Here is a 14,452-nt window from a genome sequence, read left to right on the forward strand (position 1 = left end):
GATTAATCCAATGGTGTTAGTTCAAAACTGCCCTGGTGCAATGCCACACCGAAGAGGCCCGTCTTGGTAGTCAGTTGTTCGTCGTTTTGGCGACCGAACGTCAAGGTGGTGCCGGGATGGGTGCGGCAGACGAACATGAAGGAGCCGGACTCCAGACACGCAATCTTGCCGCCAGCGCGCATTGCGGCCCAGCCCATCTCTTCATAGCCCCTGGCCTTGAAAGGGATGAGCGGCAGCGGCGCTCCCGGCTCACCGACAAACGAAATGGCCCATTGCGGGCCATTTCCGTCCGCCTTCGCGCCGGGCACCTCCTTGGCGGATGTGATCGGGCGGATGCGAACCTGTGCGGGAGCGGACACACCACGGCGCGCGGCCTGTGTGCCTGCTGCCCACTGGAAGCGGTAGTCACCGCTCCAGCTTTGCGTGGCCACATCCTGCACAGCAGGACGGGGCAAGGTGCCGCAGGCACCCAGCACGAGTGCGGACGCTGCAGCCACCAGAACACGTAGCATCACTGCCCGGCGACCCGATTACAGGTCGAACAGCAGACGCGATGGATCTTCCAGCGCATCCTTCATCGCCACCAGGCCCAGCACGGCTTCGCGGCCGTCGATGATGCGGTGGTCGTAGGACATCGCGAAGTAGTTCATCGGACGCACCACCACCTGGCCGTTTTCGACCACAGCGCGGTCCTTGGTCGCGTGCACGCCCAGGATGGCCGATTGGGGCGGGTTGATGATGGGGGTGGACATCATCGAGCCGAAGGTGCCACCGTTGGAGATGGAGAACGTGCCGCCGGTCATGTCTTCGATGCCCAGCTTGCCGTCAGCAGCCTTCTTGCCGAACTCGGCAATCTTCTTTTCGATGTCGGCGAAGCTCATCTGGTCTGCATTGCGCAGGATGGGCACCACCAGACCGCGTGGCGAGCCCACGGCGATACCGATGTCGAAGTAGCCGTGGTAGATGATGTCGGTGCCATCGACCGAGGCGTTCAGCACGGGGTACTTCTTCAGTGCGTGCACTGCGGCCTTCACGAAGAAGGACATGAAGCCCAGCTTGACACCGTGTTCCTTGGTGAAGTCGTCCTGGAACTTCTTGCGCAGCGCCATCACCGGTGCCATGTTCACTTCGTTGAACGTGGTCAGGATCGCGTTGGTCGACTGCGATTGCAGCAGACGCTCGGCAATACGGGCACGCAGACGGCTCATCGGCACGCGCTGCTCTGGACGCTCGCCCAGGTCCTGGGCAGCGGCGGGCGATGCCACCTGGGGCAGCGACTTGGTCGGTGCGCCGGTCGGGATCACGCCAGCAGTGGACTTGACGCCACCGGCCACAGCGGCCAGCACATCACCCTTGGTGACGCGGCCATCCTTGCCGGAGCCGGCCACGGCGCCGACCGACAGGTTGTTGTCCGCCAGCAGCTTGGCAGCGGCAGGCATGGCGACGTCGCCCTTGTTGCCACCGGCAGCTGCAGGCGCAGCGGCGGGGGCTGGAGCGGCAGCAGCTGGGGCAGGCGCTGCGGCTGCAGGGGCGGCAGCGGCACCGGCTACGGCTTCGGTGTCGATCTTGGCGATCAGCTGGTCAGCGATGACGGTAGCGCCATCGCCTTGCACGATCTCGGTCAGCACGCCAGCGGCGGGTGCTGGCACTTCGAGCACGACCTTGTCGGTTTCGATCTCGATCAGGATTTCGTCGACAGCAACAGCTTCACCGGCTTTCTTCTTCCAGGTGAGCATGGTGGCTTCAGCGACCGACTCGGACAGCTGGGGGACTTTGACTTCTACGATTGCCATAACAATTCTTTCTGTATTCGTTAAATGCTGAGGTCGTGCTTACTTGGTCAGCACAAAGCCCTTGAGCTTGCCGAATGCGCCTTCAACCAGCGCCTTTTGCTGCTCCTGGTGCAGGTGCGAATAGCCCACTGCAGGCGATGCCGAAGCGGCACGGCCGGAGTAGCCCAGCTTTTGGCCGTCGAGCATGTTCTCGTGGATGTAGTGCTGCACGAAGAACCATGCACCCTGGTTTTGCGGCTCGTCCTGGCACCACACCACTTCCTTGGCGGCGCTGTACTTTTTCAGTTCAGCGGCAAAGGCCTTGTGGGGGAACGGATAGAGCTGCTCGACGCGGATGATGGCCACATCGGTGCTGCCTTCTTCGGTGCGTTTCTTGACCAGGTCGTAGTAGACCTTGCCCGAGCAGGCGATCACGCGCTTGACCTTGGCGGCATTGGCGACGATGGCCTCATCGCGCTCACCGATCACCGTCTGGAAGCCACCGGAGGTGAATTCCGACACGGGCGAAGTCGCGTCCTTGTTACGCAGCAGCGACTTGGGGGTCATGATGATCAGCGGCTTGCGCAGCGGACGCACCATCTGGCGGCGCAGCAAATGGAAGATCTGCGCAGCCGTGGTGGGCTGGGTCACTTGCATGTTCTGGTCAGCCGACAGCTGCATGAAACGCTCCAGGCGAGCCGAGCTGTGCTCAGGGCCCTGGCCTTCGTAGCCGTGAGGCAGCATCAAGGTCAGACCGTTGATACGGCCCCACTTGACTTCACCGGAGGCGATGAACTGGTCGATCACCACTTGGGCGCCGTTGGCGAAGTCGCCGAACTGCGCTTCCCAGATCACCAAGGTGTTGGGATCGTTGGACGCGTAGCCGTATTCGAAGCCCAGCACTGCCTCTTCCGAGAGGATGGAGTCGATCACGGTGAACGGAGCCTGGTTGTCGGCCACGTTCTGCAGTGGGATGTAGGTGCCTTCGTCCCACTTTTCACGCTTTTGGTCGTGCACGACCGAATGGCGGTGGGTAAAGGTGCCACGGCCGCTGTCTTCACCCGACAGGCGGATGGGGTAGCCCGATGCCACCAGCGACGCGTAGGCCATGGTTTCACCCATGCCCCAGTCGACGTTGATATCACCACGGCCCATGGCTGCACGGTCGTCGTACACCTTCTTGACCAGCTGGTGCGGGTTCACCGAGTCAGGCAGGGTCGTGACGCGCTCGGCCAGACGCTTCCACTCGGCCACTGGAATGGCGGTGTCGGCACTGTCGGTCCACTTCTGCTTGAGGAAGGGGCTCCAGTCCACGGCGTACTGGCTCTTGAAGTTGGTCAGCACCGGATCCACCGTGTGCTTGCCCGCATCCATGGCAGCGCGGTAGGCCTTGACCATGTCATCGCCCAAGGTCTCGCCCAGGCCTTGCGTGGCCAGCTTGTCGGCGTACAGCTTGCGCGTGCCGGGGTGCTGGGCAATCTTCTTGTACATCAGCGGCTGGGTCAGCGCAGGCGTGTCCTGCTCGTTGTGACCGAGCTTGCGGTAGCAGATGATGTCGACCACGACATCCTTGGAGAATTCCATGCGGAAGTCCAAAGCCATCTGCATCGCCAGCGCCACCGCTTCCGGATCATCGCCGTTCACGTGCAGCACGGGCGAGTCGATCATCTTGACGATGTCCGTGCAATACGTGGTCGAGCGCAGATCGCGGGGATCGGAGGTCGTGAAACCAATCTGGTTGTTGATGATGATGTGCACCGTGCCACCCGTGGTGTAGCCACGGGTTTCGGACAGTGCCAGCGTTTCCTGGTTCACGCCCTGGCCCGCAAAGGCCGCGTCACCGTGCACCAGCACGGGCAGCACTTGCTTGCCCTGGGGATCGTTGCGGCGGTCCATGCGCGAGCGCACCGAGCCTTCGACCACGGGGTTGACGATTTCCAGGTGCGAGGGGTTGAAGGCCAGCGACAGGTGGACGGGGCCACCCACGGTCGACACGTCGGAGCTGAAGCCCTGGTGGTACTTCACGTCGCCCGCGGTCAGCTCTTCAGGAGCGGTGTGGTCGAACTCGGCAAACAGGTCCTTGGGCATCTTGCCCAAGGTGTTGACCAGCACGTTCAGACGGCCACGGTGGGCCATGCCGATGACGATTTCCTGCACGCCGGTCTGGCCAGCGGCATTGATCAGCTGGTCCATCGCAACGATGAAGGACTCGCCGCCTTCGAGCGAGAAGCGCTTCTGACCCACATACTTGGTATGCAGGAAACGCTCCAGGCCTTCGGCCGCCGTCAGGCGATCGAGAATGCGCTTTTTCTGGTCGGCGTTGAAGGCGGGCTTGCTGCGAATGGTTTCGAGCTTTTGCTGCCACCAGCGCTTCTGGTTCTGCTCGGCGGTGTACATGTACTCCGCGCCCAGCGTGCCGCAATAGGTTTCGCGCAGTGCATTGAGCAGCTCGCGCAGCGTCATCGATTCCTTGCCGAAGAACGTGTTGCTGATGTTGAACACGGTTTCCTGGTCGGCGTCGGTGAAGCCGTAGAAGGCGGGATCAAGCTCAGGAATTTCGGGGCGTTCTTGGCGCTTGAGCGGATCCAGATCGGCCCAGCGTGCGCCGACGTTGCGGTACGCAGCGATCAGCTGCTGCACTGCGGTGCGCTTGCGGCCCAGTTCCGAATCAGCACCAGACGCTACCACCACCTTGGTCACGCCCTGCTTGGCGCGCTCGGCGAAGGCATTGACTACGGGAAGATGAGGGACGTCCTTGGCGTTGCTGCCGTCCAATGCGGGGACGTTTTGCAGTGCATCAAAGTAAGCGCGCCAGGTGTCTGGTACGCTGCCTGGGTTGGCCAGGTAGTTCTCATACATCTCTTCGACATAGGGGGCATTGCCGCCGAAAAGATAGGTGTTGCCTTGGTAGGCTTGATACACAGAGTTTGTATCGCTCATTTTCTCCGCTGACCTCCGCTTTCCTCTGGAAAGCATTAGCTGGTGCATATAAACAACCTTCCGCGACACGGCTGAACCGATTGGCGGATGCGACTGTGGCTGGGAAGGGCCGATCAACCGGTATTGTGCCACTTCCGTCTGGGCTTGTCCTTCGATGGCCTTGCGCCAGCGGCCACAGGCCTGGAATAGCGTAGGTTTATGCAGGAACCAGATACATTTGCGCTATCCATTCACACCGATGCGCTCGATGTTCAACAACCACTCTCTTCACGACAAAGCATTCATCTTGCTGCTAATAGGCGTCAGCATTGCTTTTTTTGCCGTGCTTTTCCCCTTTCAGGGCGCCGTTTTCTGGGCCGTGATCTTCGCTGTTGTGTTTACGCCTCTACACAAAAAAATACTGGTTCGCCTCCCCAAATACCCGACTATCGCGGCCTTGATTACGCTGATTCTGTGCCTGGTGCTGGTGATCCTGCCATTGATCCTGCTGAGCATCTCCCTGGCCAAGGAAGCGGCCACCATCTATGAAAGCGTGCACTCGGGCGAGATGAATTTCGGCCAGTACTTCCAGCAGATCTACAACGCCATGCCCCAGTGGGTGCTGGACCTGCTGGCCCGCTTCAACCTGAACGATCCCAAGGTCGTGCAGGAGAAGGTCTCGGGCATCTCGGTGCAGGCCAGCCAGTATGTGGCCACCAAGATGCTGGCCATCGGCCAGAACACGATGGGCTTTCTGGTGAGCTTCTGCATCATGCTCTACCTGCTGTTCTTCTTCCTGCGCGACGGCAAGACATTGATCCGCAAGATCCTGGCCGCCACGCCGCTCGATGATGCGCACAAGCGCAAGCTCGGCGCCAAATTCATCACCGTGGTGCGCGCCACCGTCAAGGGAAACCTGGCCGTTGCTGCCACGCAGGGCGCGCTGGGCGGCATCATTTTCTGGATTCTGGGCATTGAGGCATCGCTGCTGTGGGGGGTTGTGATGGCCTTCCTGTCGCTGCTGCCTGCCGTCGGTGCAGCCATTGTCTGGGGCCCCGTCGCCATTTATTACTTTGCGACAGGCTCCACGACTGAGGGCCTCATTCTGGCGGCCTACGGTGCCGGCATCATGGGCATGGTCGACAATGTGCTGCGGCCGCTGCTGGTGGGCAAGGACACGAAGATGCCCGACTACCTGATCCTGATCTCCACGTTGGGCGGGTTGTCGCTGTTCGGCCTCACCGGGTTTGTCATCGGCCCGCTGATTGCCGCGCTGTTCATTGCCGTCTGGGATCTTTTTGCGCCCCAGGCCCACATCAGCGATTCCGCTGAGGTAGACAATAGCGCCAGGTAACCTTTTCTTCTGGTGGGCGCACGGCGCCTGCCCATTCTTTGCTGCCCCGACCCATGCCCGCTCGCGATTTTGAATCCCGCAAACAGGAGTTCCTGGATTTCTATGCCGCCCAGTTGCCCACCCTCAAGGCAGCGGCGGCTTCGTTCAATGCGCTGATCCACGCCATTTTGAGCAACCTCGAAGGCGTCAACATCGCCAAGTTCGAGTGCCGGGTGAAGACTGCCGATGAATGCGTGCGCAAGTTCAAGCGCAAGTACCGCAACTTCGTCGAAGACCAGTCCGAAGACTATGCCATCCAGGACTACATCACCGACCTGATCGGCGTGCGCGTGGTCTGTCTCTATGAGGACGAACCACCGGCGATCATGTCCCGCGTGCGCGAGTACTTTGATGTGATCGAGATCACCGACAAGACCTCGCCGATGGAAGACTCGGAGTCCGAGTTTGGCTACAAGGGCATCCACATGGACCTGCGGCTCAATGCGCAGCAAGCGCAGCTGACCGAACACCAGGCCTATGCCGACCAGGCGTTCGAGCTGCAGATCCGCACGATCATCCAGGACTCCTGGAGTGAGCTGGACCACAAGATCAAGTACAAGAAGTCCATCCCGACCAATCTCAAGCGCCGCATCAACATCCTGTCTGCGCTGTTTGAACTGGCGGACCGCGAGTTCCTGCAGATCCGCAACGAAACCAGCCAGGCCCTGGCGCTCTCGCGTGCCGAGGACGAGGCCGAGGGCGCCTTTGGCGACGGACTGAGCGACAACAACGAACCGCTCGATGCCTTCAGCTTTGTCGCCTTTGGCCACAAGCACTTTCCGGGCTATGAGTTCGACCCGCAGAAGGTGGAGTTCTTCCTCGACGAGCTGCTGCATGACTTTGCCGTGCGCCACGCGGGCTGGCTGTTTGCCGTGGTGCAAAAGCATGTCACCACAGTGCGCCATTACAAGGCAGACTTCCAGCACCGCTATCCATCCAGCAGCTTCAACCCCTTCACGGTCATGCGCCACTGCCTCTATCTGGAAGACAAGCAGCGCTTTCGCAAAACGCTGCGCAACTCCGCCCGCGAGGCCTTTGAAGAGTGGCTGCAGCGGCAGCCGGCCAACAGCACCAGCGAAGATTAATCACCGCAGCGCTGGCCGCCTCAGGCCGTGCGCCAGGGACCTACGCATACGCCGGAACAATACTCTAGCAAGGCTCTCAGCCATTAGCTAAAGTCAATCTTTGTCAACCGGGCCAGCCGCCCTGCCGCATTGCAGCGGCCATGCGGCTGCCAGGCGCGGTTAGCACAATGCAGACAAAGGCGCAGAACCCGGTTTTCAGGCCTCTCCCCGTGTTTACGAGCATGCACGACCGTGCTTTTTGACACAGGCTGCTGCTATATTGCAACGCAACATCCACGGAGTTTTGATGCTGTACCAACTGTATGAAACCCAGCGGGCCCTGATGGAGCCCTTCGCAGAATACGCCCACGCCACATCGAAGATGCTGAGCAATCCGCTGTGGCCGATCAGCCAGACCAACACGGCCCAGCGCGCCTCGGCGGGCTTTGACCTGTTCTACCGGCTCGGCAAGGACTATGAGAAGCCCGCTTTCGGCATCAATACCGTCGAGGCCAATGGCCATGAGATCGCAATCCACGAGCGCGTCGAGCTGACCAAGCCCTTTTGCGAGCTGCGCCGTTTCAAGCGCTTCTCCGATGACCAGACCAGCCTGGCGGCGATGAAGCAGCAGCCCGTGGTACTGGTTGTGGCACCGTTGTCGGGCCATTACGCCACCTTGCTGCGCGAGACCGTGCGCACCATGCTGGCGGACCACAAGGTCTACATCACCGACTGGACCAATGCGCGCCTGGTGCCGCAAAGCGAAGGTATCTTCCACCTTGATGACTATGTGAACTATGTGCAGGAGTTCATCCGCCACATCCAGGGTATCTATGGCAACTGCCATGTGGTGAGCGTCTGCCAGCCCACGGTGCCGGTGCTCGCTGCCGTGTCGCTGATGGCCAGCCGTGGCGAGAAGACACCGCTGTCGATGACGATGATGGGCGGCCCCATCGATGCCCGCAAATCGCCCACCACGGTGAACAACCTGGCCACCACGCACGACCTGCAGTGGTTCGAGTCGAATGTGATCCATCCGGTACCAGGCAACTTCCCGGGTGCCGGCCGCCTGGTCTACCCCGGCTTCCTGCAGCACATGGGCTTTGTCAGCATGAACCCCGACCGCCATGCGATGAGCCACTACGACTACTTCAAGGACCTGCTCAAGGGCAACGAAGACAGCGCCGAGCACCACCGCAAGTTCTACGACGAGTACAACGCCGTGCTCGACATGGATGCGGCCTACTACCTGGAAACCATCAAGACCGTGTTCCAGGACTTTGCGCTGGTCAAGGGCACCTGGGAGGTGCGTTCGCCCGAGGGCAACCTGGAGCTGGTCAAACCGCAGGACATCCGCCACAGCGCGCTGCTGACGGTTGAAGGCGAGCTCGATGACATCTCCGGCTCCGGCCAGACCCAGGCGGCGCATGATCTGTGCACCGGCCTCAAGGCGGTCGACACCCGTCACTTCGAGGTCAAGGGCGCAGGCCACTACGGCATCTTCAGCGGCAAGCGCTGGCGCACCATGGTCTATCCGATGCTCAAGGACTTCATCCTCGCCAACAACCGCGCCGAGGAACGCCCAGGCAACGTAAAATCGGCGACTTCCAAGCAAAATACCTTGCACACGGTGTGACCGACCTTCTCAAAACCAGCCACCAGCCAGCCTCTGCGCTGGCTGTTTTCATTGGCGCCATTGATGCGGCCCTGCCGCAGACCCAGTGCACGCGCTGCGGCTACCCCGACTGCCACCACTATGCCCAGGCCATTGCCCAGGGCCAGGCGCCGATCAACCAATGCCCGCCCGGCGGCCAGGAAGGCGTGGTACGCCTGGCGGCCATCACCGGTCAGCCCGCGCTGCCGCTGAACCCGGACAACGGCCTCGAAGCCGTGCGCACGGTTGCCCGCATCGATGAGAACTGGTGTATCGGCTGCACCCTGTGCATCAAGGCCTGCCCGACCGATGCCATCCTGGGTGCGAACAAGCGCATGCACACCGTGATCCCAGAGGCCTGTACCGGCTGCGAGCTCTGCCTGCCGGTCTGCCCGGTCGATTGCATCGTGCTGGACAATGCCAGCGGCGAAGCCACCGGCTGGGCCGCCTGGAGCCCCGCACAGGCCCAGCAGGCCCGGCTGCGCTACCAGAAACACCAACAGCGACTCGGACATGGCGACCGGACGCCGGCGCCCAGCCCGGCAGCCGATGCACCGCTCTCGCCCCGCATCGCCAGCGCAGCCATCAGTGCCCAAGCGGCCCAGGCCGCAGCCGTCAGTGCAGCTGCCGCGCAAAATAACGCGGCCAGCAAGGCCACAGTGGCAGCCCCGGCCGCAGCGGACAAAAAGGCAATCCTGGCCGCCATTTTGGCCAAAGCCCAGCAGCAACAAGGCGGCAACCGCTCGTCTTAATGGCCGCTTGGCGCTGGGACGTCGCCCAAGGCCGCCAAGCCCCTACCGGGCATGACAGAACGGCGCAAAAAAACGCGCGCCTGTGCACCATAATGGCTGGCTTATGAACCCCTTGCTCCAGAAACTGCAGCCCTACCCGTTTGAGCGCCTGCGCCAGTTGTTTGCCGGTGTGACACCGCCCGCAGACCAGGCGCCGATCAGCCTGGGTATCGGTGAGCCCCGCCACCCCACCCCCGCATTCATCGAACAGGCGCTCTCGGGCAATCTGGCCGGTCTGTCGGTCTACCCGGCCACCGCGGGTACGCCTGCACTGCGCGAAGCCTTTGCCAACTGGCTGTCCACGCGCTATGGCCTGCAGGTCGATGGGCACAAGCACACCCTGCCGGTCAATGGCAGCCGTGAGGCGCTGTTTGCCTTTACGCAAACGGTGGTGGACAGCAGCAAGCCTGACCCGGTCGTGCTCTGCCCCAACCCCTTCTACCAAATCTACGAAGGCGCGGCCCTGCTTGCAGGCGCCACGCCCTATTACGTGCCCAGCATCGCCAGCAAGAACTTTGCGGTGGACTGGGCCAGCGTGCCCGAGGACATCTGGCAGCGCACCCAGCTGATCTTTGTCTGCTCGCCCGGCAATCCCACCGGCGCCGTGATGCCGCTCGACGAGTGGAAAAAGCTGTTTGAACTCTCCGACCGCTATGGCTTTGTCATTGCCTCGGACGAGTGCTACAGCGAAATCTACTTCCGCGACGAGCCACCGCTGGGCGGCATGCAGGCGGCAGCGCAGCTGGGCCGCAGCGATTTCCGCCGCCTGGTCTCGTTCACCAGTCTGTCCAAGCGCAGCAATGTGCCGGGCCTGCGCAGCGGTTTTGTCGCCGGTGACGCCGAGTTGATCAAGGCCTTCACGCTCTACCGCACCTACCAGGGCGGCGCGATGAGCCCGCCGGTGCAGGCGGCCAGCATTGCGGCCTGGGGCGACGAGCGCCATGTCGAGGACAACCGCGAGCAGTACCGCCGCAAATTTGCCGAAGTCACGCCGGTGCTGTCGGCGGTGATGGACGTGCAACTGCCCGATGCCAGCTTCTACCTCTGGGCCGGCGTGCCCGCGCATATGGGCTTGTCAGACACCGAGTTCGCGCGCGAACTCTATGCCCAATACAATGTCACGGTTCTGCCAGGCAGCTATCTGGCCCGTGACTTCAATGGCAGCAATCCTGGCGCTGGCCGCATCCGCATGGCCCTGGTCGCCCAGACCGCCGAATGCCTGGAAGCCGCCCAGCGCATTGCCCAATTCATTCAATCCTGGAAAAAAGCCTAAACCATGACGCAACAACTGCAAACCATCATCGAATCCGCCTGGGAAGCCCGCACGACGCTCTCGCCTGCCTCGGCACCCAAAGAAATCGTCGATGCAGTCGACCATGTGATCAACGCCCTGGACAAGGGCGAGCTGCGCGTGGCCACCCGTGAAGGCGTGGGCCAATGGACCGTGCACCAGTGGATCAAGAAGGCCGTGCTGCTGTCGTTCCGCCTCAAGGACAACGCGCTGGTGCAGGCCGGCGACCTGAACTTCTACGACAAGGTGCCGACCAAGTACGCCGGCATGTCCGAAGCCGACATCGCCGCCACCGGCGTGCGCGTGGTGCCGCCTGCCGTGGCACGCCGCGGCAGCTTTGTGGCCAAGGGCGCCATCCTGATGCCTTCCTACGTGAACATCGGCGCCTATGTGGGCGAAGGCACGATGGTCGACACCTGGGCCACCGTGGGCTCGTGCGCACAAGTGGGCAAGAACGTTCACCTGTCGGGCGGTGTGGGCCTGGGCGGCGTGCTCGAACCCCTGCAAGCCAACCCCACCATCATTGAAGACAACTGCTTCATCGGCGCCCGCTCCGAAATCGTTGAAGGCGTGATCGTCGAAGAAAACTCCGTCATCTCGATGGGCGTGTACATCAGCCAGTCCACGAAGATCTACAACCGCATGACCGGCGAAGTCAGCTACGGCCGCGTGCCTTCAGGCTCGGTCGTGGTGAGCGGCTCCATGCCTGCCAAGGACGGCAGCCACAGCCTGTACTGCGCGGTGATCGTCAAGCAAGTGACGCCCGAGACCCGCGCCAAGACCAGCATCAACGACCTGCTGCGCGACTGATCTGCCGCCGAGGCAATCAACCAGCCCTGCAAGCTTTGCGCTGCAGGGCTTTTTTGTCGCCGCTTTGCGCCCTGTCAGGCTGCGGCGAGGATGCAACATCGTTTATTCAGCGCCTGGCTAAGCCTACAATCCAAGAACGTGTTTACGATGTCCTCGCGCCGCGACAGCAGTTTTGCGGGATGGGACACGCTCGGGCGGCACCTGGCCGAGCATTTCAACGCCACGGTCCCTGCGGACTGTAGTGAATTTGTAAATACGTTCTAAGCACAAATCACTGGAGGGAACTGACATGGGAACCATGGAGCGAATCTTGCGCCTGATGGCGGACAACAAAGCCTCGGATGTCTATCTGTCAGCCAATGCGCCCGCGCTGGTCAAGATCCAGGGCGAGTGCATTCCCCTCAACAACCAGACCTTGACGCCCGATGCGCCACGCACCTTGCTGGCCGAGATCGTACCGCCCGAGCGCATTGAAGAGCTCGACGAAACCGGTGAGCTCAACATCGGCGTGCCGCTCGAGGGCGTGGGCCGCTTCCGGGTCAGCGCGATGCACCAGCGCGGCAGCTGCTCCGTCGTCATCCGCTATGTTCCGCAGGACATTCCCAGCTTGGAGCAGCTGGAGCTGCCCGAGATCTTTCAGGAACTCATCATGGCCCGGCGCGGCCTGGTGCTGTTTGTCGGTGCCACCGGCTCGGGCAAGAGCACCTCGCTGGCGGCGATGATCGACCACCGCAATGGCCAGCAAAGCGGCCACATCCTGACGGTGGAAGACCCGATCGAGTACCAGTTCTCCAACCGCCGCTCCATCATCAACCAGCGTGAAGTGGGCAGCGATACCGCCTCTTTGCAAACCGCGCTGAAGAATGCACTGCGCCAGGCGCCTGACGTGATCATGATCGGCGAAATCCGTGACCGCGAAACCATGTCGGCCGCCATTGCCTATGCGCAATCGGGCCACCTGTGCCTGGCCACCTTGCACGGCAACAACAGCTACCACGCGCTCAACCGGATCCTGAGCTTCTACCCTGTCGAAGTCCGGCCCACGATGCTGGGCGACCTCGCATCGGCGCTTCGCGCGGTCGTGTCGCAACGGCTGGTCAAGACCGTCACCGGCAAGCGCACGGCGGCCATCGAGGTGATGCTCAACACCAAGCTGGTGGGCGAGATGATCGAGCAAGGCAACTTCTCGGCCGTGCGCGAGGCGATGGAAAAGTCCATGGCCGAAGGCTCGGTCACCTTTGAAGGCGCGCTGGCCGCGCTCATCCACAGTGGCAAGATCAGCCGCGAAGAAGGCCTGGCCAATTCCGACTCGCCCACCAACCTGATGTGGCGCCTGCAAAACGACTTCCAGATGGCGGCCAATGCGGCCAAGGCCCAGGTGGCCGCCAAGCCCGAGCTGGACGACGCGGCCTCGTTCACGGAAATCGTGCTCGACGTGAACCAAGAGTAAGATAGCGGCCGTTGCCCTGCACCACGCCCCCGTGGCAATACGCCTTGAATGCGGCCTGCGGGCCGCATTGTTGTTGACCTCCCCGCCCCCACTCTTTTGACGCCATGTCCCGCACCCTGCAACTGACCGAGCAACTGATCGCCCGTCCCTCCGTGACGCCCAACGACGAAGGCTGTCTGGAAATGATTTCCGACCTGCTCCAACCGCTGGGTTTTGCCTGCGAGCGCATGGACAGCGGCCCCGACAGCTTTCGGGTGAGCAACCTCTGGGCGCTGCGCCGCAGCGGCGTGGCGGGCGCCAAGACCGTGGTCTTTGTCGGCCATACCGATGTGGTGCCCACCGGTCCGCTGGAACAGTGGAACTCGCACCCCTTCACCCCCTCGCACCGCGATGGCAAGCTCTACGGCCGGGGCGCCAGCGACATGAAGACCTCGATCGCCGCCTTTGTCGTGGCCGCCGAGGAGTTTGTCGCCCAGAACGCCGCAGCGCCGCTGGATATTGCGCTGCTGCTGACCAGCGACGAAGAAGGCCCGAGCGTGGATGGCACGGCGGTGGTCGTCGAGCAGCTGCGCCAGCGCGGCCAGGTGCTGGACTATTGCCTGGTGGGCGAACCCACTGCGGTGCAGAAGCTGGGGGACATGGTCAAGAACGGCCGGCGCGGCAGCCTGACCGGCAAGCTCACCATCCATGGCGTGCAAGGCCATATCGCCTACCCGCAGCTGGCCCGCAACCCCATCCACCAGGGCCTGGGCGCGCTGGGCGAGCTGGCCGCCACGGTGTGGGACGAAGGCAATGCCTTCTTTCCGCCCACCAGCTTCCAGATGAGCAATATCCATGCAGGCACGGGTGCTGGCAATGTGATCCCGGGCCAGATGGTGGTGGATTTCAACTTCCGCTTCAGCACCGAATCGACGGCCGAGAACCTGAAGGCCCGTGTCAAATCCACCCTGGAGCGCCATGCGCTCGAGTACGACCTCAAATGGACCCTGGGCGGCAAGCCCTTTCTGACCACACCAGGCGTGCTGGTGACTGCCGTGCAGCAGGCCATCCGCGACGAAGTCGGGCTGGAAACCGCCCTCTCGACCACCGGCGGCACCAGCGATGGCCGTTTTGTCGCCGACATCTGCCCGGAAGTCATCGAGATCGGCCCGTCAAATGCCACCATCCACAAGATCGACGAGTGTGTGGCCGTGGCCGATATCGAGCCGCTGAAGAACATCTACCGCCGCATTCTGGAAAACCTGGCACGCTAAGCCAGCAGTCGGATAGCCGTGGCGCCTTGCCGCTGTCATCAAGCCTACAATGGCG

The 14,452-nt window shown here is 62.2% G+C and carries 11 protein-coding genes; 8 read left to right on the forward strand and 3 right to left on the reverse strand.

Translation table 11 applies throughout. From position 1 onward, the window contains the following. Positions 1–2 precede the first annotated feature (2 nt). The 3 genes from ACCQ08_RS04170 to ACCQ08_RS04180 are packed head-to-tail and all read right to left on the reverse strand — an operon-like array spanning position 3 to position 4,712. Positions 3–512, reverse strand: a complete 510-nt coding sequence (locus tag ACCQ08_RS04170) for a hypothetical protein (protein WP_373448984.1) — start codon at positions 510–512, stop codon at positions 3–5. Positions 513–530: 18 nt separating this feature from the next. After that, on the reverse strand, positions 531–1,793 hold the full coding sequence (odhB, locus tag ACCQ08_RS04175; RefSeq protein ID WP_312530614.1) for a 2-oxoglutarate dehydrogenase complex dihydrolipoyllysine-residue succinyltransferase: 1,263 nt from the start codon (positions 1,791–1,793) through the stop codon (positions 531–533). A 39-nt stretch (positions 1,794–1,832) separates the two neighbouring features. Then, positions 1,833–4,712, reverse strand: coding sequence for a 2-oxoglutarate dehydrogenase E1 component (locus ACCQ08_RS04180; RefSeq protein ID WP_239812162.1), 2,880 nt, complete (start codon positions 4,710–4,712; stop codon positions 1,833–1,835). 247 nt (positions 4,713–4,959) lie between these two features. On the opposite strand from ACCQ08_RS04180, the gene ACCQ08_RS04185 reads away from it, so the two are divergent. From ACCQ08_RS04185 to dapE, 8 genes are all read left to right on the forward strand, one after another. Beyond that, entirely contained in the window at positions 4,960–6,045 is a 1,086-nt protein-coding gene (locus tag ACCQ08_RS04185; RefSeq protein WP_373449079.1) for an AI-2E family transporter, read from the forward strand. Between the two features lie 53 nt (positions 6,046–6,098). Continuing rightward, positions 6,099–7,169 carry a GTP pyrophosphokinase family protein gene (locus ACCQ08_RS04190; protein ID WP_239812163.1) on the forward strand — a complete coding sequence of 357 codons (1,071 nt, stop codon included), beginning with the start codon at positions 6,099–6,101 and terminating at the stop codon, positions 7,167–7,169. 286 nt (positions 7,170–7,455) lie between these two features. Beyond that, a complete protein-coding gene (locus tag ACCQ08_RS04195) occupies positions 7,456–8,784 on the forward strand; it encodes a polyhydroxyalkanoate depolymerase (protein ID WP_373448985.1) in 1,329 nt (442 codons plus the stop codon). A gap of 38 nt (positions 8,785–8,822) precedes the next feature. Further along, the gene (locus ACCQ08_RS04200) at positions 8,823–9,554 is read left to right on the forward strand and encodes an RnfABCDGE type electron transport complex subunit B (protein ID WP_373449080.1); all 732 of its coding nucleotides are present in this window, start codon (positions 8,823–8,825) and stop codon (positions 9,552–9,554) included. 103 nt (positions 9,555–9,657) lie between these two features. Next, positions 9,658–10,866: a succinyldiaminopimelate transaminase gene (dapC, locus tag ACCQ08_RS04205; protein WP_239812165.1), complete on the forward strand. Its 1,209-nt coding sequence runs from the start codon at positions 9,658–9,660 to the stop codon at positions 10,864–10,866. Between the two features lie 3 nt (positions 10,867–10,869). Continuing rightward, positions 10,870–11,694: a 2,3,4,5-tetrahydropyridine-2,6-dicarboxylate N-succinyltransferase gene (gene dapD / locus ACCQ08_RS04210; RefSeq protein ID WP_312409189.1), complete on the forward strand. Its 825-nt coding sequence runs from the start codon at positions 10,870–10,872 to the stop codon at positions 11,692–11,694. Between the two features lie 289 nt (positions 11,695–11,983). Then, a complete protein-coding gene (locus ACCQ08_RS04215; RefSeq protein WP_373448986.1) occupies positions 11,984–13,144 on the forward strand; it encodes a PilT/PilU family type 4a pilus ATPase in 1,161 nt (386 codons plus the stop codon). Positions 13,145–13,248: 104 nt separating this feature from the next. Next, on the forward strand, positions 13,249–14,397 hold the full coding sequence (gene dapE, locus ACCQ08_RS04220) for a succinyl-diaminopimelate desuccinylase (protein ID WP_239812167.1): 1,149 nt from the start codon (positions 13,249–13,251) through the stop codon (positions 14,395–14,397). The last annotated feature ends 55 nt before the right edge of the window (positions 14,398–14,452 follow it).

The sequence above is a fragment of the Comamonas sp. SY3 genome (assembly GCF_041730275.1).
GTDB classification, from domain to species: domain Bacteria; phylum Pseudomonadota; class Gammaproteobacteria; order Burkholderiales; family Burkholderiaceae_C; genus Comamonas; species Comamonas sediminis.